General features: G+C 73.7%; 14 protein-coding genes. 5 read left to right on the plus strand and 9 right to left on the minus strand.

The window, feature by feature from the left end; translation table 11 throughout:
* Positions 1-24 precede the first annotated feature (24 nt).
* Entirely contained in the window at positions 25-1,941 is a 1,917-nt protein-coding gene (locus tag AB0H28_RS07275) for an acetolactate synthase large subunit (protein ID WP_358035533.1), read from the minus strand.
* 182 nt (positions 1,942-2,123) lie between these two features.
* Complete coding sequence (locus AB0H28_RS07280; protein ID WP_358035952.1) at positions 2,124-4,523, minus strand: bifunctional diguanylate cyclase/phosphodiesterase; 2,400 nt, start codon at positions 4,521-4,523, stop codon at positions 2,124-2,126.
* 146 nt (positions 4,524-4,669) lie between these two features.
* Between AB0H28_RS07280 and ilvD the strand changes: the two genes are divergently transcribed.
* Both ilvD and AB0H28_RS07290 read left to right on the plus strand, forming a co-directional pair.
* On the plus strand, positions 4,670-6,517 hold the full coding sequence (gene ilvD / locus AB0H28_RS07285) for a dihydroxy-acid dehydratase (RefSeq protein ID WP_358035535.1): 1,848 nt from the start codon (positions 4,670-4,672) through the stop codon (positions 6,515-6,517).
* Between the two features lie 88 nt (positions 6,518-6,605).
* The gene (locus AB0H28_RS07290) at positions 6,606-7,316 is read left to right on the plus strand and encodes a hypothetical protein (RefSeq protein ID WP_358035537.1); all 711 of its coding nucleotides are present in this window, start codon (positions 6,606-6,608) and stop codon (positions 7,314-7,316) included.
* Here AB0H28_RS07290 and AB0H28_RS07295 read toward each other — a convergent pair.
* From AB0H28_RS07295 to AB0H28_RS07315, 5 genes are all read right to left on the minus strand, one after another.
* Positions 7,313-7,492 carry a hypothetical protein gene (locus tag AB0H28_RS07295; protein ID WP_358035539.1) on the minus strand — a complete coding sequence of 60 codons (180 nt, stop codon included), beginning with the start codon at positions 7,490-7,492 and terminating at the stop codon, positions 7,313-7,315. The genes AB0H28_RS07290 and AB0H28_RS07295 overlap by 4 nt on opposite strands.
* An 89-nt stretch (positions 7,493-7,581) precedes the next feature.
* Positions 7,582-10,026, minus strand: coding sequence for a glycoside hydrolase family 2 protein (locus AB0H28_RS07300; RefSeq protein ID WP_358035541.1), 2,445 nt, complete (start codon positions 10,024-10,026; stop codon positions 7,582-7,584).
* The gene (locus AB0H28_RS07305; protein WP_358035543.1) at positions 10,023-10,898 is read right to left on the minus strand and encodes a carbohydrate ABC transporter permease; all 876 of its coding nucleotides are present in this window, start codon (positions 10,896-10,898) and stop codon (positions 10,023-10,025) included. The genes AB0H28_RS07300 and AB0H28_RS07305 overlap by 4 nt, the downstream gene beginning before the upstream one ends.
* On the minus strand, positions 10,895-11,908 hold the full coding sequence (locus tag AB0H28_RS07310; protein ID WP_358035545.1) for a sugar ABC transporter permease: 1,014 nt from the start codon (positions 11,906-11,908) through the stop codon (positions 10,895-10,897). Before AB0H28_RS07310 ends, AB0H28_RS07305 begins: the two co-directional genes overlap by 4 nt.
* A gap of 82 nt (positions 11,909-11,990) precedes the next feature.
* Positions 11,991-13,274: an extracellular solute-binding protein gene (locus AB0H28_RS07315; protein ID WP_358035547.1), complete on the minus strand. Its 1,284-nt coding sequence runs from the start codon at positions 13,272-13,274 to the stop codon at positions 11,991-11,993.
* Positions 13,275-13,644: 370 nt separating this feature from the next.
* Between AB0H28_RS07315 and AB0H28_RS07320 the strand changes: the two genes are divergently transcribed.
* A complete protein-coding gene (locus AB0H28_RS07320) occupies positions 13,645-14,664 on the plus strand; it encodes a LacI family DNA-binding transcriptional regulator (protein WP_358035549.1) in 1,020 nt (339 codons plus the stop codon).
* An 18-nt stretch (positions 14,665-14,682) separates the two neighbouring features.
* Here AB0H28_RS07320 and AB0H28_RS07325 read toward each other — a convergent pair whose 3' ends face one another.
* Positions 14,683-17,196: a GGDEF domain-containing phosphodiesterase gene (locus AB0H28_RS07325; RefSeq protein ID WP_358035551.1), complete on the minus strand. Its 2,514-nt coding sequence runs from the start codon at positions 17,194-17,196 to the stop codon at positions 14,683-14,685.
* A 438-nt stretch (positions 17,197-17,634) separates the two neighbouring features.
* Here AB0H28_RS07325 and AB0H28_RS07330 point away from each other — a divergent pair, with 438 nt between their 5' ends.
* Positions 17,635-18,039, plus strand: coding sequence for a PH domain-containing protein (locus AB0H28_RS07330; RefSeq protein WP_358035553.1), 405 nt, complete (start codon positions 17,635-17,637; stop codon positions 18,037-18,039).
* On the opposite strand, the gene AB0H28_RS07335 is transcribed toward AB0H28_RS07330, so the two are convergent.
* Positions 18,033-18,959, minus strand: coding sequence for a 2-hydroxyacid dehydrogenase (locus tag AB0H28_RS07335; RefSeq protein ID WP_358035555.1), 927 nt, complete (start codon positions 18,957-18,959; stop codon positions 18,033-18,035). The genes AB0H28_RS07330 and AB0H28_RS07335 overlap by 7 nt on opposite strands.
* 142 nt (positions 18,960-19,101) lie before the next feature.
* Between AB0H28_RS07335 and AB0H28_RS07340 the strand changes: the two genes are divergently transcribed.
* The gene (locus AB0H28_RS07340; protein WP_358035557.1) at positions 19,102-20,907 is read left to right on the plus strand and encodes a SpoIIE family protein phosphatase; all 1,806 of its coding nucleotides are present in this window, start codon (positions 19,102-19,104) and stop codon (positions 20,905-20,907) included.
* Positions 20,908-20,915 lie beyond the last annotated feature (8 nt).

Raw genomic sequence — 20,915 nt, forward strand, 5'->3', positions numbered from 1 at the left:
TGCGCTCGGTGCACTCGCTCATGACTAGATGTCGTCCTCGTCGAAAGCGGGGCGGACGCCCCGGGCGAACATGATCTCGTCGTTGCTGGTGCCGGCGGCCACCATCGGCCAGACCATCGCGTCCTTGCCGACCACGAAGTCGATGACCACCGGCGCGTCGTCGATCGCCATGGCCGCCTCGATGGTCTTGTCGACGTCGGCGGCGTTCTCGCAGCGCAGCCCGACGCAGCCGAGCGCCTCGGCCAGCTTGACGAAGTCCGGGATGCGGTGCTTGTGGGTGCCCAGCTCGGTGTTGGAGTAGCGCTCCCCGTAGAAGAGGGTCTGCCACTGGCGGACCATGCCCAGGTTGCCGTTGTTGATCACCGCGATCTTGATCGGGATGCCCTCCAACGCGCAGGTGGCCAGCTCCTGGTTGGTCATCTGGAAGCAGCCGTCACCGTCCACTGCCCACACCGTGGTGTCCGGGCGGCCGACCTTCGCGCCCATCGCCGCCGGCACGGCGTAGCCCATGGTGCCCAGGCCGCCGGAGTTGAGCCACGTGTTCGGCTTCTCGTACGAGATGAACTGGCTGGCCCACATCTGGTGCTGGCCGACCCCGGCCACGTAGATCGCGTCCGGGCCGGCGATCTCGCCCAGCCGCTTGATGACGTGCTGGGGGGAGAGCGTGCCGTCGGCCGACTCCTCGAAGCCGAGCGGGTACCGCTCGCGCAGGTCGTCGAGCTGGGTCCACCAGTCGGCCAGGTCGACCGCCGGGTGGGTGGCCTGCTCGGCGGTGACCGCCGCGATCAGCTCGTCGATCACGTGCCGCGCGTCGCCCACGATCGGGACGTCGGCGTGCCGGTTCTTACCGATCTCCGCCGGGTCGATGTCGGCGTGCACCACCGTGGCGTCCGGCGCGAACGAATCCAGCTTGCCGGTCACCCGGTCGTCGAATCGGGCGCCGAGCGCCACGATCAGATCGGCCTTCTGCAGGCCGTAGACCGCGGCGACGGTGCCGTGCATGCCGGGCATGCCCAGGTGCTGGCGGTGCGAGTCGGGGAACGCGCCGAGCGCCATCAGCGTGGTGACCACCGGAATCCCGGTCTGCTCGGCCAGCCGGCGCAGCCCCTCGGTGGCACCGGCCTTGAGCACGCCGCCGCCGACGTAGAGCACCGGACGCCGGGCCCCGGTCATCAGCCGGGCCGCCTCGCGGATCTGCTTGCCGTGCGGGTGCAGGGTGGGCCGGTAGCCGGGCAGGTCCAGCGTCGGCGGCCAGGAGAAGGTGGCCGGCGCCTGGAGGACGTCCTTGGGGATGTCGACGAGCACCGGGCCGGGACGGCCGGTCGAGGCCAGGTGGAACGCCTCGGCCAGCACCTGGGGGATCTCGTCGGCGGTCTGCACCAGGAAGTTGTGCTTGGTGATCGGCAGCGTGATGCCCTGGATGTCGGCCTCCTGGAAGGCGTCCGTGCCGATCGACGGCCGGGCCACCTGGCCGGTGATCGCCACCACCGGCACCGAGTCCATGTAGGCGTCCGCGATCGGGGTGACCAGATTGGTCGCGCCCGGGCCGGACGTGGCGATGCAGACGCCCACCCGGCCGGTGGCCTGCGCGTAGCCGGTGGCCGCGTGCCCCGCGCCCTGCTCGTGACGGACCAGGATGTGCCGGACGGTGGAGTCGTAGAGCGGGTCGTACGCGGGCAGGATCGCGCCACCCGGGATGCCGAAGACCACGTCGACGCCGAGCGCCTCCAGCGACCGCACCAGCGAGCCGGCGCCGGAGACCTGCGCGGTGGCGGACTGCCGCACGGGCGCGGCGGCGGTGTCCGCGGCGGCCGGGACGCTCCGGCTCGCGGCGGGGGCGGCACCGGCCCGGGCGGCGTGGTCGGGGTCGCCGGCCGCACCGGCACCCGGGCGGGCCCGCCGGGCGGAATGGGCGAGGGTTTCGGGCGTGGGTCTCGTCATGGCGGTTCAGGCCTTCGGCTGTGAGTGGGTGACGCGGTTGTCAGGGTGGGGGCTGCGAGCGCCCCGGCGATGGTCCGACGGCAACAAAAAAGCCCACGTGCAGGATGCACGGGGCCAGCGCACTCTCAGGCGGAGAGTGCGCTCAGGTAAGTACTCGCAGCGACCGGTTCGACGACATGCGGCTAAGCCTGACGCATCTCACGCGATGAGTCAACTGATCCCACATTCTGGTTCACGGACGTGGGCGCGTCACCCGTCGGCACCCCGTCCGCACCGGGTGCGAGCTGCGACGACGCGTCGACCGAGGGCCGCGGGGCGGGCGGGTTGTTCCGCAGCCGGGGCAGCAGCGGCGACGGGGTGCGCACCGGCGCGGACGGCGACGCGGACGGGAGCGACGCGGAGCGGTTGCCCGGCGCGGTGGCCGCCTCCAACATCGCCTCCAGGTGCTCGGCCGGCACCCCCCAGCCGAAGAGCGCGCCCTGCCCGAACCGGCAGCCGGCCGCCACCACGGCGGCCAGCTCGATGGGATTGGTGACCCCCTCGGCGATCACCTCCAGCCCGAACTGGTGACCGAGACGCATGACGATGTCGACCATCGGCGCGAACGCCGGGCCCTCCCGGCCGATCGGCCGCACCGGCTCGTGCTCGGCGACCAGGCCGTGGTCGATCTTGAGAATGTCGATCGGCAGCCGGCGCAGCTGCCCGAGCGAGGAGTAGCCGGCCCCGAAGTCGTCCAACGCGATGCGCACCCCGGTCAGCCGCAACGCGGTCAGCCGCCGGATCAGCTCGTCCAGATCGGTGGCGACGGCGTGCTCGGTCACCTCCAGCACCAGCCGCTGCGGCGGCACGTGGTGCGCGCGCAGCGCGTCGGCGACCTGGACCACGTATTCCGGGGCGTGCAGCTCGCGCGGCGACACGTTCACCGACACCCAGACGTCGTGCCCGTCGGCCAACCAGCGGGAGAGCTGGAAACACGCCTGGTGCAGCACCCACGCGCCGAGTTTGCCGATCATCCCGCACTCCTCGGCGAGCGGGATGAACTCGTCCGGCCGGACGTTGCCCAGCTCCGGGTGGTGCCAGCGCAGCAGCGCCTCGGCGCCGACCGGCCGGACCGAGGGCAACGAGGCCACCGGCTGGAAGACCAGCCGCAGCTCGTCGCGCTCGATCGCGCCGCGCAACTCGTGCTCCAGCCGGGTCCGCCGGCTCAACAACTGGTCGTAGGTGGCGTCGTAGCGCTCGATCCGGTTCTTGCCGCGCTGCTTGGCGTAGCGCAACGCCAGGTCGGCGTTGCGCAGCAGCAGCTCCACGTCGTGGGCGGCCTGGCTGCCGGCCACCCCGATGCTGACCGAGAGGAAGATCGGCCCGTCCGCCTCCTCGTACGGGCGGCCGAGCACCCCGAGCAGCCGGTCGGCCACCGGGCCGGGCTCCGCCGAGCCGTGCATCAGCACCGCGAACTCGTCGCCGCCCAGCCGGGCGGCCAGATCACCCGGGCGGAGGTTGCCGCGCAGCCGCCGGCCCACCTCGGCCAGCACCGCGTCACCGACATCGTGCCCGCGCATGTCGTTGACGTTCTTGAAGCCGTCCAGGTCGAGCCCGAGCAGCACGCAGGGGGCACCGGTCTCGGCGCACCGGTGCAGCGCGCGCAGCAGGCCACGCCGGTTGGCCAGGCCGGTGAGCGGGTCGGTGTGCGCCAGCTCGCGGAAGTGCGCCTCCCGCTCGGCCAGCCGGACGGCGTAGCCGCGGACGTCGTTGAGCGCCAGGTACTGCCGGGCCACCAGCGCGAAGCCCTCGACGCTGCCGGCCACGATGCCGTACCCGTCGAACCGGCCGCCCTGCGTCAGGTGGTACATCGCGGACGCGGCGATGGCGAACATCGGCACGAAGGCGTACTCGCCGTCGCGGCGGATCAGGTCGACGTCGAACCGGGTCGAGTCGGCCCGGCGCCCGGCGACGGCGACGGCCAGCAGGCCGACGGCGGTCACCACGGCACCCGTCGCCAGCACCTTCGGGCCACCCTGGCAGAGCCCGGCCGACACCCCCAACCCGCCGGCGGTCACCGCGATCGCCCCGGCGCCCAGCAGGGCCAGCCAGCCCCGGGGCGGCGCGGCCCGCAGCACCAGGATCAGCGTCAACCCGGCGATGAGGGCCGCGCTGACGGTGGCCAGCAGGATGGGTGGGCAGCCCACCGGGGTCGCCGCGCCGAGCAGGCGGGTCGGCTCGCTGAACGCCACCCAGCCGACGAACCAGAGCGCGGTGGCCATGATGACGCCGTCGAGGAGAAGCCGGGCGGTGGCGGCCCGGGTCGCCGCCGCGCCGGGCAGCCGGAGCAGCGCGGCGCCGAGACCGAGCCCGGCGAGCGTGGTGGACGCCGTGACGAGCGTCGCCCAGCCGGTGCGCTGGCCCTGCCGGTGCGCCCAGTGGTCGCCGGCGGCCAGCAGGCCGAGGAGACCGAGGAGCAGGCCGACCACGGCGACCGCGCCGGCGGCGGCCAGCAGCACGGGCGCCTGTCGCCGGGGGCGGGCGCGGCGACGGGCCGACCGGGCGAGCAGCACGGCGGCGCCCGCCGCAACCAGACCGCTCAGCGCCGCGACGGCGACCACGCCCGAGGACGACTGCACGGGTCAACTCTGCCGGATCCGCGCCCTCCGTGGGGCACCGGGTGTGCAACTGTTGGGACACAGGGTGCACGGCCGCCGGTGGCCGGACCGGCGGTGTCAGACTGGCACGCATGCCTGAGCTGCGGTCGAGGACATCCACCCATGGTCGGACGATGGCCGGCGCCCGGGCCCTCTGGCGGGCCACCGGGATGACCGACGACGACTTCGGCAAGCCGATCGTCGCCATCGCCAACAGTTTCACCCAGTTCGTGCCCGGTCACGTCCACCTGAAGGACCTCGGCGGCCTGGTCGCCGACGCGGTGGCCGAGGCCGGCGGCGTGGGGCGCGAGTTCAACACCATCGCCGTGGACGACGGCATCGCCATGGGCCACGGCGGCATGCTCTACTCGCTGCCCAGTCGGGAGCTGATCGCCGACGCGGTGGAATACATGGTCAACGCGCACTGCGCGGACGCCCTGGTCTGCATCTCCAACTGCGACAAGATCACCCCCGGGATGCTGCTCGCCGCGCTGCGACTGAACATTCCCACCGTCTTCGTCTCCGGCGGCCCGATGGAGGCCGGCAAGACGGTGGCGATCGAGGGCGTGGTGCACTCCAAGATCGACCTGATCGACGCGATGATCGCCTCGTCCAACGAGGCGGTCACCGACGACCAGCTCGGCGAGATCGAGCGCTCCGCGTGCCCCACCTGCGGCTCCTGCTCCGGCATGTTCACCGCCAACTCGATGAACTGCCTCACCGAGGCGATCGGCCTGGCGCTGCCCGGCAACGGGTCGACGCTGGCCACCCACGCCGCGCGCCGGTCGCTGTTCGTCGAGGCCGGCCGCACCGCCGTGGAGATCGCCAAGCGGTGGTACGACGAGGACGACGCCTCGGTGCTGCCCCGCGCGATCGCCGGCCGGGCCGCGTTCGAGAACGCGGTCGCCCTCGACGTCGCGATGGGCGGCTCGACCAACACGATCCTGCACCTGCTCGCCGCCGCCCGGGAGGCGGAGCTGGACTTCGACGTCGCCGACATCGACGCCATCTCCCGGCGGGTGCCGTGCCTGGCCAAGGTCGCGCCCAACTCGCCCGACTACCACATGGAGGACGTGCACCGGGCCGGCGGCATCCCGGCCATCCTCGGCGAGCTGGACCGCGCCGGCCTGCTGCACCGCGACGTGCGCGCGGTGCACTCCCCCACCCTCGACCGGTGGCTCGCCGACTGGGACGTGCGCGGCGGGTCGGCCACCCCGGAGGCGGTCGAGCTGTTCCACGCCGCGCCCGGCGGGGTGCGCACCACCGAACCGTTCTCCACCACCAACCGCTGGTCGTCGCTGGACACCGACGCGGCCGGCGGCTGCATCCGCGACCGGGAGCACGCCTACAGCGCCGACGGTGGGCTGGCCATCCTGCACGGCAACCTGGCGCCGGACGGCTGCGTGGTGAAGACCGCCGGGGTGCCCGAGGAGTGCCTGACGTTCCGCGGCCCGGCGAAGGTCTTCCAGTCGCAGGACGACGCGGTGACCGCCATCCTCGCCAAGGAAATCGTCGCCGGGGACGTGGTGGTGATCCGCTACGAGGGCCCGAAGGGCGGCCCCGGCATGCAGGAGATGCTCTACCCCACCTCGTTCCTCAAGGGCCGGGGCCTGGGCCGCGCCTGCGCGCTGCTCACCGACGGGCGGTTCTCCGGCGGCACCTCCGGCCTGTCCATCGGGCACGTCTCACCGGAGGCGGCCTCCGGCGGGCTGATCGCGCTGGTCCGCGACGGCGACGAGATCGTCATCGACATCCCGGGCCGGTCCATCTCGCTCGACGTGCCCGCCGACGAACTCCAGGCCCGCCGGGTCGCGGAGGAGAAGCGCGACCGCCCCTACACCCCCAACGACCGGCAGCGCCCGGTCTCGGCCGCGCTGCGCGCGTACGCCTCGATGGCGACCTCCGCCAGCGACGGCGCCTACCGCCGCGTCCCGGAGTAAGGAGGGGCCCCTTGTTAACGCCTCCGGCATAGCAGGGGCCCCCGCTTAACACCCGCCGCCGGTAGGGTCCGGCGACGTGGAGACGACGGTGAGTTACGCGCGACTGGTCCGACCGGCGATCGACCGGGTCTACGTGGGCGCCCGCTGGGCGGCCCGGCCCCGGATGGAGGCGTTCTACGCCGAACGCGGCTGCGACCTCGGCACGGAGAACAGCCTGTTCTCCGGCGTGCTGGCCCGGCCGGTGCCCGCCGAAGCGCTCGCCGACGGCCTGGTCTACACCTCCGGCAGCATGGACAAGGAACTGGCGCAGGGCGTCTTCGTCCGGGACGACGAGGGCGCCTGGCACCTCACCGAGCTGGGCCGGGAGCTGGCGTCGTTCGCGCAGCGGGCCACCGGCGAGGCCGCCGAGGAGAAGTGGGCGATGCTGCCCAGGGTCCTGCCCGGCCTGAGCATCGTGCCCCGGCTGGTGGCGTTGGTCGGCCGGGTACTGGCGCACGGGCGGGCCAGCGGCGGGCCGGCGTTCCAGGCCATGTCCCCGCCGTACGAGCCGGACGGCGCGTCGCCCGCGCTGCTGCTGGTCACCCGGCTGGGTTCGCTGCGGCACCACCGCGCGGACGCGCACCGGGCCGCGTGGCGGGCCGCCGGGCTGACCGCCGACGGGATCCGCGCGCTGCCGGACGGGCCGGAGCGCGCCGCGATCGAGGCCGAGACCGACCGCCGCGACGAGCCGGCGTACGCGGTGCTCACCGAGGCGGAACGCTGGGAGCTGCTGGCCGGTCTCGCGGCCCTGCCGAACTAGCCGTCGCCGCCGGGCCCGCCCGGAGCGTCGGCCGGGTCCGTGCCGTCCGCGGGCAGGCCGGCCTCCCGGGGCCACGTGTGCGGGTCGTCCCGGTCGGCGCGCGGGTCCTCGGGCGTCACGTGCTCGGGGTCGGCGCCGCCGGCGTGTTCCTCGGAAAGCTCAACCGGATCAGTCATGCCGTCCGGATACCCAGCGCGCTCCGCCCGAACCGGCTTGTTAAGCGGGGCCCCCTGTTATGCAGAATGCGTTAACAGGGGGCCCCTGCTTAGCTGTTCACGCAGCGCAGCACGGGCCGGCGCGTCAGTGCCGCCGCGTCGAGCGGGCGCGCGGCGCGCACCGTGAAGACGGCGCTCTCCCCCGGCAGCAGCGTCACCAGCGCGGTGTCGACCTGCGCGGACGGGTCCAGCCGGTCGGGGAACAGCGTCAGGTCGCGCAGCACCGTCCGCGCGGTCACCCGGACCCGCTGGCCGCCGTCCGCCGGCTCGACCGCCGCGTCCCACTGCGCCGCCGGCCAGTCGACGTCGCGGTCCTCGGCGAAGAACCACAGCGCCCGCTCCGCGGTGTCCCCGGCCTCCGCGACCAGCAGCTCGCGGCGTTCCTCGTCCGGCCGTGCCAGCTCCGCCGGCAGCGCCAGCACCACCGAGGAGTACGCCGGCACGTGGAGGTCGACCGAGGTCTTCGCCCTCGGCTCCCCGGTGAGGGTGTGCCGGGTGACGGTGGCCGGCGCGGTCCACGCCCGGGCGGTCTCGTTCACCGCGACCAGCGCCAGCCCACCGTCGCGCGGCTGCACGGTGAGCAGCCGGTCGGCGTAGGCGCGGCGCAGCGCGTACCACAGGGGTTTGCGCCGGCCGTCGCCGTCGACGGCGGCCCAGGAGGTGACCGGCCAGCAGTCGTTGAGCTGCCAGACGATGGTGCCCATGCAGACCGGCCGGTGCGAGCGGAAGTGTTCGACGCCGAGCTGGATGGCGCGGGCCTGGTTGAGCTGGGTCAGGTAGTGCCACTCGTCGAAGTCGGCCGGCGGCGGCAGGTGGGCGTCGAGCCCGCGTTGGAGCTTGCGGTCCCCGTCGGCCGCCTTCTGGTGATGGGCCATGCCCGGTGAGTCGTGCGCCAGCGGATCGTCGGAGATGGCCCGGCGCAGCGTCGCGTACGCGGGTGGGGCCTGGTAGCCGAACTCGGCGACGAAGCGCGGCACGTACGCGCGATATCTGGTGTAGTCGTCGTCGTTCCACACGTCCCAGATGTGCGTGGTGCCGTGCGCCGGGTCGTTGGGGTGCAGGTCCTCGCGGCCGGACCACGGGCTGCCCGGCCAGTATCCGACGGTCGGGTCGAGTTCGCCGACGACCGCGGGCAGCAGCTCCAGGTAGTAGCCGCGCCCCCAGGTGCGGCCGGCGAGGGGCTCCTGCCAGTCCCAGTCGTGCCAGCCCCAGATGTTCTCGTTGTTGCCGGTCCAGAGCACCAGTGACGGGTGCCCGGCGAGGCGGGTCACCTGTTCCCGGGCCTCCGCCTCGACCTCGGTGCGGAACGGCTCCTCCTCCGGGTAGGCGGCGCAGGCGAACAGGAAGTCCTGCTGCACCAGCAGCCCGAGGGAGTCGGCCAGCTCGTAGAAGTCGTCCGACTCGTACCGGCCGCCGCCCCAGATCCGCAGCAGGTTGATGTTCGCGCCGACCGCCTGGCCGAACCGTTCGGCGAGGCGGGCCCGGGTGACCCGGTTGGGGAACGCGTCGTCGGGAATCCAGTTGACGCCCTTGACGAAGATCGGCACGTCGTTGACGTGCAGCGTGAACGGGGTGCCGTGCGCGTCGGGTGTGGTGTCCAGGCGGACCGAGCGGAAGCCGATGCGGCGGGACGCGGCGTCCAGCTCCCGCCCGTCGGCGGCGTGCACCGTGACGTGGAGGTCGTGCAGCGGCTGGTCGCCGTATCCGACCGGCCACCACAGCGCCGGGTCCGGCACGGTGAGGGTGAGCACGGCGACCCGCTCCCCCGCCGGCACGGTGACGTCGGCGGCGACGCCCGCGACGGTGGCGCGCACGATCAGCGGCTCGTCGCCGGCCCGCTCGACGTCGACGTGCAGCTCGACCCGGCCGACGCCGTCCGACACGGTGACCAGCGGCCGGACCGACGCGAGCCGGGCGGTGGACCAGGCGTGCAGGCCGATGCCCTGCCAGATGCCGGCGGTGACCACCGTCGGTCCCCAGTCCCAGCCGAAGTTGCAGGCGGTCTTGCGGATGAAGTGGAACGGCTGCGGGTAGGCGTTGGGCCGGTCGCCGAGCCGGTCCCGGTGCGCCTCGGCATAGCGGTACGGCGAGTCGAAGCGTACGGCGAGGGTGTTGTCGCCGGGACGGAGCAGCGCCCGGACGTCGAACCGGTAGGACCGGTGCTGGTTCTCGGTGCGCCCCACCTCGACGCCGTTGAGCGTGACGGTGGCGACGGTGTCCAGGCCGGCGCAGGCCAGGTCCACCCGGTCTTCGCTGCCGATCGGCTGCCAGGCGAACGTGGTCTCGTAGACCCAGTCGGTGCGCCCGATCCAGTGCAGCCGGTTCTCGTTGTCGTCCAGGTAGGGATCGGGGACGAGGCCGGCCGCCAGCAGGTCGGTGTGCACGCACCCGGGCACTGTCGCCGGCACCGCCGTGCCGGCGATCTCCGGTGGCACCCGCGGGCCGGGCTCGGCCCGCAGCGTCCAGCCCTCGTGCAGCAGCGTGGAACGGCTCACGACTTCACCGCGCCTTCCATGATTCCGCGGACGATCTGGCGTCCACCGATGAACAGCATGAGCAGCAGGGGGATGGTGGCGATGAACGCGCCGGCCAGCACCCGCCGGTAGATCACGTAGTTGCCGCTGGCCAGGTCGGAGACCGCGACCATCGAGGTGGGGTAGTCGGTGCCGCTCAGCGTGATCAGCGGCCACTGGAAGTCGTTCCAGGTGGCCACGAACGTGAGCAGGCCGAGCACCGCCAGGGCCGGGCGGATCGCGGGCAGCACGATGGTGGCGTACACCCGCATGGTCGTGGCGCCGTCGACCCGGGCCGACTCGACCAGCTCGTCCGGGACGGTGTTGACGATGAACTGCCGCATGTAGAACACGCCGAACGCGGTGACCAGGCCGGGCGCGATGACCGCGAGCAGGGTGCCGTTCCAGCCGAGCTTGCCCATCACGATGTAGAGCGCGACGATGCCGAGCTGGTTCGGCACGGTCAGGGTGAGCACCACGACGAGCATCAGCGCGTTGCTGCCCCTGAAGCGCAGCTTGGCGAACGCGAACCCGGCCAGCGAGCAGAAGAACAGCACCGACGCGGTCACCACTGTCGACACGATGACGCTGTTGACGAGCGAGGCGGCGAAGTAGACGTCCTGGAGGGAGAAGACCTCGTCGACGTTTGTCAGGAACCGGTCGCCGGGGATGACCGCCGGCGGGAGTTTCGCCAGCGCCTCGTCGTTGCTGGTGGCGATGACGAACATCCAGTAGAGCGGGAACGCGGCGAACAGCATGCTGACCGCGAGGAGCAGGTAGGTCCAGAGGCCGGCCTGGGTGTCCTGCGGGGCCCGGGCCATGGGCCGCCGCCGGCGCGGGGCGATGACGCTCATCTGCGACCTCCGGAGAGTCGGTTCGTCAGCAGGTAGTTCAGGCCGGCGACGACCAGGATGATCAGGAACAGGGCCCAGGACATGGCGGCGGCGTAACCGAGGTTGAGATCCCTCCAACCGACCTTGTAGATGAGCTGGGCGATGGTCTGCCACTCGCCGTTCGGCCCGCCGGTGGCGGCCTGGGCGTTGGGGTCGAAGAGCATCGGCTCGGTGAACAGTTGCAACCCACCGATGGTGGAGAGGATCACGGTGAACAGCACCACCGGTTGGATCATCGGCACGGTGATCCGCCAGAGCTGCTTCCACTGGCCGGCGCCGTCGATCGCGGCGGCCTCGTAGACGTCACGCGGGATGGACTGCATGGCGGCCAGGTAGAGCAGCGCGTTGTAGCCGATCCACTTCCAGTTGACCATGGTGGCGATGGCGATCCAGGCGTGCGTCTTGTCGGCCCGCCAGTCGATCGGGTCGTCCGCGCCGCCGATGCCGAACAGCCCCAGCACCCAGTTGGCCATGCCGAAGTCGCGGGAGAAGAAGACGCTGAACACCAGGGTCGAGGCCACGATCGGCGTCACGTACGGCAGCAGCACGCCGACCCGCCACCAGGTCTGCGCCCGCAGCCGGCGGTTGAGCAGCGAGGCGACCAGCAGGGCGAGCAGCAACTGCGGCACGGTGGAGAGCAGGAAGATGCCGAAGGTGTTGTAGAGCGCGTTCCAGAAGTCCTCGTCGGCGACGAGCCGGCTGAAGTTCTCGAACCCCGCCCAGTAGGGCAGCGTCGGGTCGTCCAGGCGGTAGTTGCGCAGCGACACCACCGCGTTGAACAGCAGCGGGAAGAGCCCGAAGACGAGGAAGAGCAGGAAGAACGGCGCGATCATGAGGTACGGCATGTAGCGCATGTCGAAGCGGTACAGCCGGTTTCGCCAGGTCAGCCGCCGGTCGTCGGCCCTCCGCCGGCCGCGCTCCGGCGCGGGTCGGCGGCTCGGCGGCGCGGGCGCGGCACGGGTGCTGGACATCGGATCACTCCAGAGCCGAGGAGGGTGGACGGGTACGCCGGCGCCGGAGCGGGTCGGGTCCCGCTCCGGCGCCCGTGGCGGGTCAGGACGTGGCGGCCTTCTCGGCTTCCTTGACCGCCTCGCTCCAGGCGGCGTCGGGCTTCAGCGACTTGTTCTCCACCCGGCGGATCACGTTCTCCACGGCGACCCGGGTCGGGCCGTTCTTCTTGCCCAGGTACTGCGGGGTGAGACCCTGGGCCATCGTCGGGAAGATCTGGCCGACCGGGGCGTCGTTGAAGAACGGGTTCTTGAAGTCGGCGATGGCCGGGTCGGCGTAGAGCGCCGGCTGCGACGGCAGGTTGCCGACCTTCTTGAAGATCTCGATCTGCTGCTCCGGAGCGACCAGCCACTCCAGCAGCTGGTACGCCTCGTCGACGTGCTTGCCCTGTTTGGGGATGGTCAGGAACGAGCCGCCCCAGTTGCCGCCGCCCCCGGGGACGGCGGCGATGTCCCACTTGCCCTTGGTGCCGGGGGCGGTCTGCTGGATGTGGCCGAGCATCCACGCCGGGCAGGCGAGCACCGCGAACGCGCCGCTGGTGAAGCCCTTGTCCCAGTCGGCCTGGAAGCTGACCAGGTTGGCCGAGAGCCCGGACTGGACGGCCTTGACGGTGTAGTCGAATGCGACCTTCGGGCCCTGCTCCATCCGGAGCTGCTCCTGGTCGTCGTAGAAGCCGACCGGCTGCTGCCCGAGGACCGGGTTGAACAGGTTGGTGCCGGCGTCGATGAACTTCTTCTTCGACTTCGCGGTGTACTGCTGGCCGACCTCGATGAACGTGTCCCAGGTGGGCCAGAGCGCGGAGACCTGGTCGCGGTCGGTGGGCAGGCCGGCTGCCTTGAACAGGTCGGTGCGGTAGCACATGGCGAGGCCGCCGACGTCGGTGCCCAGGCCGATCTGCGTCTTGCCGTCGGCCGACAGCGACTGCTTCCACTTCCAGGGCAGGTACTTGCTCTCGTACGACCCGGCGCCCTTGTCGAGCAGGTTGACGAACTTGTCGGACTGGCTGCGGAACTGGACCATGAAGCCCTCGTCGATCGCCGCGATGTCCGGCGCGCCGTTGCCGGCGACGAGTTTCTTCTGCAGGTCCTCGTGCTGGGCGTTGTACTCGCCCGAGTTGAGCTGGATCTTGACATTGGGGTGCTCGGACTCGTACTTGGCCTTCAGGTCCTGGAGGCCGAAGTCGCCCCAGAAATTGATCTTCAAGGTGACCTGACCGTCGGCCGCGTCCGAGCTGCCGGTGGTGCTCCTGCCGCTACAGGCGGCGATCATGACCAGGCTGACGGCACCGACGGCGGCCGTGCGCGCCAGGTGCGTCCAGGACCGTTTCATGTCATCCTCCGCGCCGAATGGGAACGCTCCCGACATCGAGAGACGTTGACTGAACCGGATAAGTGAGGCCACCGTACGGTTCGCCCCCTGCACTGTCAACGGCCGGTTAACAACGAGGCCGTCCGGTAACCCACGAGGCCCTCTGGGAGCGCGACATGCGTGGTGGAGCGCTTCCCGGAGCAGAATCGGGAGCGGGCGGATGCTGGACAGGCACGAGGCTGCCCGTACGCTGAACCGCACAAGTGACGAGCTGTGCGGTTCAGCTCCGCCCACCCCGCCGCGTCCACCGGCGCGGGGGCGGGTGCAGTAGCGTCACTCCCGCCCGTCGAGAAGCGCCCGCGAGGGCCGGACACAGTGGAGGAACGCTCCGGTGAAGCGGCCGACCATCGCCGACGTCGCCCGGCGCGCCGGGGTCTCCAAAGGCGCGGTGTCGTACGCGCTGAACGGACAGCCCGGCGTCTCCGAGGCGACCCGCCAGCGCATCCTGGCGATCGCCGCCGAGATCGGGTTCAGCCCCAGCAGCGCCGCCCGGGCCCTCTCCGGCGCCACCGCCAAGGCGGTCGGCCTGGCGCTGTGCCGGCCCGCCCGGATACTCGGCATCGAGCCGTTCTTCATGGAGCTGATCAGCGGCGTCGAGTCCGAACTGTCCGCCCGCTCGTACGCGCTGACCCTCCAGGTGGTCACCGACCAGGAGGCGGAGATCGCGGTCTACCGTCGGTGGTGGGCCGAGCGCCGGGTCGACGGCGTCTTCGTCTGCGACCTGCGCACCGACGACCGGCGGGTGCCGGCATTGGAGGAGTTGCAACTGCCCGCTGTGGTCATCGGCGGCCCCGGGCACACCGGCGCGCTGGCCAGCGTCTGGTCCGACGACGCGGCGGCCCTGGTCGAGACCGTGGAATACCTGGTCGCGCTCGGGCACCGGCGGATCGCCCGGGTCGGCGGGCTGCCCTCGCTGCTGCACACCGAGATCCGCACCGACGCGTTCACCGACGTGTGCCGGCGCCTCGGGCTGGACGAGGCGAGCACCGTCTGGTCCGACTACACCGGCGAGGAGGGGGCGCGGGCCACCCGCCGGCTGCTCAGCTCCGCCCGGCGGCCCACCGCGGTGATCTACGACAACGACGTGATGGCGATCGCCGGCCTCTCCGTGGCGCAGGAGATGGGGCTCGCCGTCCCCGGCGACCTGTCCATCGTGGCCTGGGACGACTCGCCGCTCTGCCAGCTCGTGCACCCGCCGCTGACCGCGCTGGGCCGGGACATCCCGGCGTACGGCGCGCACGCCGCCCGCCAGCTCCTCGCCGTGATCGCCGGCGAGGAGGTGACCGGCGCGCAGGACGAGACCGCCCACCTCACCCCGCGCGGCAGCACTGCCCCGCCGCGCGCCACCTGAACCGGTTAAGCAATCCGTTCACCGCGACGCCGAGGGAAACTCCTCGAACCACGCCTCGACCCGCTCCGCGGTCGCCGGCCGGGCCAGCGCGAAGCCCTGCCCGTACCGGCAGCCGGCCCGCCGCGCGCCGGCCACCTGACCGTCGGACTCCAGCCCTTCCACCACGACCTCCACACCGAGCCGGTCGCCCAAATTCGCCACCACGTCGATCAGCGGACGCTGCCCGTCCGCGCCCGGCGCGACCAGATGCGGGCCGACCTTGAGCAGGTCGATCGGCAGCCGGCGGAGCTGGGCCAGCGAGGCGTGCTCGGCGCGGAAGTCGTCGAGCGCGGTGCGGACGCCGAGAGACCGCAGGCCGGCGAGCCGGGCCACCACCGTCGACAGCTCCGCCCCCACCGCCGGCTCGGCCACCTCCACCACCAGCCGCTCCGGCGGCACGTCGTACGCCGCCAGCGCGGTCGCGGTGCGCGCCACGAAGTCCTTCGCGGCCAGCTCGCGCGGCGTCACGTTGACCGCCATCCACAGCTCGCGACCCCCCTGCGACCAGGCGGCGAGCTGCCGGCAGGCCCGGTCCACCACCCACCACCCGACCTCGCCCAGCAGGTCGAGGTCGGTCGCCACCGGCAACAGCTCCGCCGGCAGCACCGTGCCCAGCACCGGGCTCCGCCAGCGCAACAGTGCCTCGGTGCCCGCCGGCATCCGGTCGGCCAGCGCCACCACCGGCTGGTAGACCAGATCCAGCTCGCCCCGGGCCACCGCCCCGGGCAGCTCCCGCTCCAGGTCGAGCCGGCGGACCAGCTGCTCCTCCAGGTAGGCGTCGTACCACTCGACCCGGTCCCGGCCGAGCTGCACCGCCCGCCGCCGGGCCAGGTCGGCCTGGCGCAGCACGTCCTCCGGATCGCCGCCGGTGGTCTCGGCCAGCCCGACCGCGACCCGGAGCCGGACCAGGCCACCCGGCCGGGGGTACGGCTCGGCGAGCGCCGCCAGCAGCCGGATGCCCAGCGCGTACGCGGGCACCGGTCCGAGGTCGGTGAGCACGGCGTACCCGGTGTCGCCGAGGCGGGCGACCAGGTCGCGCGGGCCGCACCCGGCGCGCAGCCGCCGCCCGGCCTCGGCCAGCACCGGCCCGTCCGGCGCCCCCGCGTCGTCGCCGTGCAGGTCCACCATCAGCAGCGCGCCGCCGCTGTGCAGGGGCAGCGCCCGGACCAGCTCGGCCCGGGTCATCGGCGCCGGCTCGGCGGGTTCGCCGTCCGCGCCGACGAGCCGCCGCAACCACGCCTCGCTGGCGACCAGCCGCTCGAGCCGGCGGCGCTGGTCGGCGGCGGCGAGCAGCTCCCCCACCATGATCGGCGGAATGACCGCCAGCCCGAGGGCCATGGCGGTCGGGGTGAACTGCCCCGCCGTCCCCAGATGCACCCCGGCCGCCACGGCGGCGATGCCGGCCGGCGCGGTGAGCCGCGGCCAGGCGGCCGGCGCGGCGTCGCTGCGCGGGCGCTCCCCCGCCGAGGTACGCCGCGCGCCGGCGGCGGTGAGCAGCGCGCCGGCCAGCACCGGCGGCGCGACGGCCGACAGGGCCCACTCCGGGGCGTGGTAGGCCAGCAGCGCCACGAGCAACGCCAACCCGCCCAGCGTGAGGCCGGCCCCGGCGTGGCAGCGCGCGGCGCCCGGCCGGCGGCGGCGTTCGGCGAGCGCCGCCATCGTGAGCACGGCCAGCGCCGCCGCTGCCCCCACGCTGGCGATCAGCGCGGCCGGCGGCACCGGGCCGGCGGGCAGCAGCATCCAGCCGGCGAAGACCAGACTGACGCCGAGGGCGAGCACGTCGACGGCGCGGCGCAACCGCTCCGGACCGGGCAGCCGGGACCGGCCGGGCAGCCGGAGCAGGGCCGCGGCGTGCAGCGACGCGGCCAGGCCCAGCCCGGCCAGCGCGACCGGCAGCCGGTGCACCGGGTCGCTGAGCGGCAGCACCGCGACGGTGAGCCCGGCGACCAGCACGCCGGCGTCGAGGATCGCCGCGACCCGGCGGGACAACGCCGCCCGGCGGGCCCGCCGCCCGGTGTCGGAGGCCCCGCCCGCGCCGGCGGTCGGCTCCGGCGGGCCGACGTGCGGCCGGTCGCTCCGGCCCCGGAACGCACGACCCTGCGGGGTCGGGGCGGCGTGCGGCGTCGGACGCTCCGACACCGGCCCGACGCGCGCCCTCGGGGACGGCGCCGGGCGATGCGGCCACGACTCGATGGCGGGCGTCGGGTACGGCGCCGGAGCGCCGGCAGGCGTCGGAGACGGTGCCGGAGGGCTGGCAGGCGCCGGACGCTCCGGCGCCGGAGCGCCGGCCCGGGTCGCGGGTGGGACGCCGGCCAGCCAGGCGAGGCGGACGCAGGCGAGGGCGCAGCCGCCGGCGACGGCGAGCGCTGCGGCAGCGGGACCGGGCATGAGCCCGGCGACCCCGGCCAGCAGGAAGAACGCGCCGGCGAGCGAGACGGCGAGATCGGGCGTTGCGAGCCACCGGCGGGGACCGGCGGGAGGGGTGACGGGCACGGCGGTCGCCTTCGTGAGGGGGCACGGGGCGGTGCGGTTGCGGTGCGGGGTCGTCGGGACGTTACGGCCGCATCGGCGCGGATCGCTGCGGCCATGCCAATGAACGATCCCGGAAGCAACCGGTTACGCAGAACGACTAGTGACGTGCGTCACAGGTTGCCGTCGTAATCGCCATGCTCATCCATGACTCCCTCCCGGCAACAGGAGATCCTTCCGCTGCCGAGATCTGCCGCCGTGCCCGCGCCGCGGACACCCGGGCCGGCCGAGCGACGCGCGGCCCGGCCGGCTCGGCGGCTCGTGACGCAGCGGGCGGCTCGGCGGCGGGGTGCGGGTCCGCCGTCGACGGCCACGGCGGCGAGGGTGGCGGCGCGACGAGACGCGCGCTCGCCACCGTCGCCCCGAAGAGAGGATGACCTGGTCGGATGCGATCATTCGGGGGTGAGCCGCGCCGACACCGTCCGTTTCCGCCACAACCAGGCCATCCTGGCCGCCGCGATCGTCGCCTTCATCGGCGCGCTGCCGCTGGCCACCGCCCGTTGGTGGCTGCTCTGGGTGCTGCTCGTCCCGCTCGCGGTCGGGGTCTGGGCCTGGCGGGCCGGCACCGACGTCGACGACCGGGAACTGCGACTGCGCGCCGTCGTCGGGCAACGGCGGGTGCCCTGGACCCGGGTGGCGGAGCTGGGCGCGGATCCCCGCGGCCGGGCGGTCGCCCGGCTCGACGACGGTCAGGTGCTGGCGCTGCCGGCGGTACGCGCCACCGACCTGCCCCGGCTGATCGCCGCCACCGGGCAGGACCTGCCCGGGGAGCACGCCGAGGCGGGCCCGCCCGACGACGGTCAGTAGCCGTCCGTCACCCGGTTCGCCAGCTCCGCACCGGCCACGAATCGGCGCAGCTGATCCCCCACCAGCCGGTAGGCGCGCGGCAGCAGGCCGCGCACCGAGCCGGCCACGTGCGGGGTGAGCAGCACGTTCGGCAGCTCCCACAGGGGATGGTCGGCCGGCAGCGGCTCCGGGTCGGTCACGTCCAGCGCGGCCCGCAGCCGCCCCGACCGCAGCTCCGCGACCAGCGCCGGGGTGCGGGTCACCGGCCCCCGCGCGGCGTTCACCAGCAGCGCGCCGTCCGGCATCGCGGCGAGGAAACGCTCGTCGACCAGGCCCCGGGTCTGCTCGGTGAGCGGCACCAGCACCACCACCACGTCCGCCGCGGGCAGCAGCGCGGGCAGCTCCGCCACCCCGTGCACGCCCTCGTCCGGCCGGGGCGTGCGGGCGACGAGGGTGAAACTCACCTCGAACGGGGCGAGCCGGGCCCGCACCGCCGTGCCGATCGAACCGGCGCCGACGATCAGCACCCGCTTGCCGGCCAGCTCGTCGGTCGGTGCCACCTCGTCGTACGCCCACTCCCGGCGAGCCTGGGCGCGGGCCAGCGGCGCGAAGCCACGCAGCGCGGCCAGGATCGCGGCGACCACCCACTCCGCGGTGGCCGAGTCGTGCACGCTGCGGGCGTCGCAGAGCGTCACACCCGCCGGGATCCGGCCCACCCAGGCGTCCGCACCGGCGGAGAGGAGCTGCACCACCTCGACGTCCGGCAGCTCGGCCAGGAGCGCACCGGCGCCCGGGCCGGCCAGGAACGGCGGCACCCAGAACCGCACCCCGGCCGGGGCGGACGGGAGCCGCGCCGGATCCGCCAGCACCTCCACCGTGACGTCGGGTGGCAGCTCGCCGAGGAGCCGGCGGCCGTCGGGGTGCGGGATCCATGCCTTCACGACCGTCGACGATATCCGTACCCGCGGGCCGACGCCGGGTCGACCGTGACGAACGCCCCGCCGCGGGTCGGACCCGCGCGCGACAGGGTTTAATCGGGAGCGGGCGCCGGCCGGCGTCCCTCGGCGCTGAGGACGGGTGGCCATGAGCGAGGACGACCCGGAGCGGAAGGCCGCGCCGATTCCGGCGCTGACCGACCCCGACCGGCTGCGCTCCCTCGACGAGACCCGCCTCGACGCGGTGCCGGACGAGGCGTTCGACCGGTTCGCGCGCCTGGTCAGCGACCTGCTCGACGTTCCGGTCGCGCTGGTCTCCCTGGTCGACGCGGAACGCCAGTTCTTCCCCGGCGAGACCGGCCTGCCGCAGCCCTGGGCGGCCCGCCGGCAGACCCCGCTCAGCCACTCGTTCTGCCAGCACGTCGTGGACACCGAGGCGCCGATGGTGCTGCCCGACGCCCGCCTCTACCCCCGGGTGCGGTTGAACCTCGCCATCGAGGACCTGGGCGTGGTGGCGTACGCCGGGATGCCGCTGACCGACCTGGACGGGCGGGTGCTCGGCTCGCTCTGCGCGATCGACAGCAAGCCCCGGGCCTGGACCAGGGAGCAACTGCGGACGCTCGCCGACCTGGCCGCCGCCTGCTCCTCGGAGCTGCGGCTGCGGATCGCGGTGCGCGGCGCCGAGCAGGCCCGTCGCCGCGCCGAGGAGGCGCACGACCGGCTCGCCATGCTGGCCGGGATGAGCGAGCTGCTCGGCGGCACGCTCGACGTGACCACCGCGGTCGACCGCCTCGCCGACGCCATGGTGCCGCTGCTCGCCGACTGGTGCCTGATCACCCTGGTCGATCCGGCCGGCCGCCCCCGAGGCGTCTCCGGCGCGCACCGGGACCCCGAGCGCGACGCCGACCTGGCCCGTTTCACCCAACTGCTGGTCACCGGGCTCGGCCCGGAATCGCTGATCCGGTCGGTGCTGAGCACCGGCCGGCCGGTGATGCGCGGCACCGCCGGGATCGAGGACGTGACGCTCGGCACCACCCGCCCGGAGCTGGCGCCGCTGGCCGACCGGCTCGGCATCGGCTCCCACCTCACCGTGCCGATCACCGCCGTCGGCGACCGGGTGATCGGCGCGGTGACGCTCGTCAACCGCCCCGGCCGGCGCGGCTTCGACGCGAGCGACCTGCGGACCGCGCAGGACATCGGCGTACGGGCCGGCCAGGCGGTCGGCAACAGCCGGCTCTACAGCGAGCAGCGGCACGTCGCGGAGGTGCTCCAGCACAGCATGCTGCCGGCGCTGCCGGCGGTGCCGGGGATCGAGCTGGCCGCCCGCTACCTGCCGGCCGCCGACCGGGTCGAGGTCGGTGGTGACTGGTACGACGCCTTCGTCCAGCCCGACGGCGAGCTGATCGCCGCGATCGGCGACGTCGCCGGCCACGACATCGAGGCCGCGGCCACCATGGGCCAGTTGCGCAACCTGGTCCGCGGCAACGCGTACGGGCGGGGCGACCCGGTCGAGGAGCTGGTGGCAAACCTCGACCGGGCCATCGGTGGGTTACGGGTGCCCACGGTCGCCACCGCGGTGCTGGCCAGGGCGCGCCCCGGCGACGGCGGGCTGCGGGTGCGCTGGTGCAACGCCGGGCACCCGCCGCCGCTGCTGCTGCGCGCCGACGGCACGGTGGCGGTGGCGGAGGGACGCGGCCCGTTGCTCGGCCTGGCCCGCCCGCCCCGGCGCACCGGCCGGACGCTGGCCCTCGCCCCGGGCGACACGCTGCTGCTGCACACCGACGGGCTGATCGAGCGCCGGGACCAGCCGATCGACGAGGGCCAGGCGGAGCTGCTGGCCCGGCTCGCCACGGCCGGCCCCACCGCGCCGCTGGCCACCCTCTGCGACCGGTTGCTCGCCGCCGGGGACCGCCGGGAGGACGATGTCGCCGTGCTCGCCCTTCGGGCCGCCTGAGGCTGCGC

Source organism: Micromonospora sp. NPDC050980, assembly GCF_040653835.1.
Taxonomy (GTDB): Bacteria; Actinomycetota; Actinomycetes; order Mycobacteriales; family Micromonosporaceae; genus Micromonospora.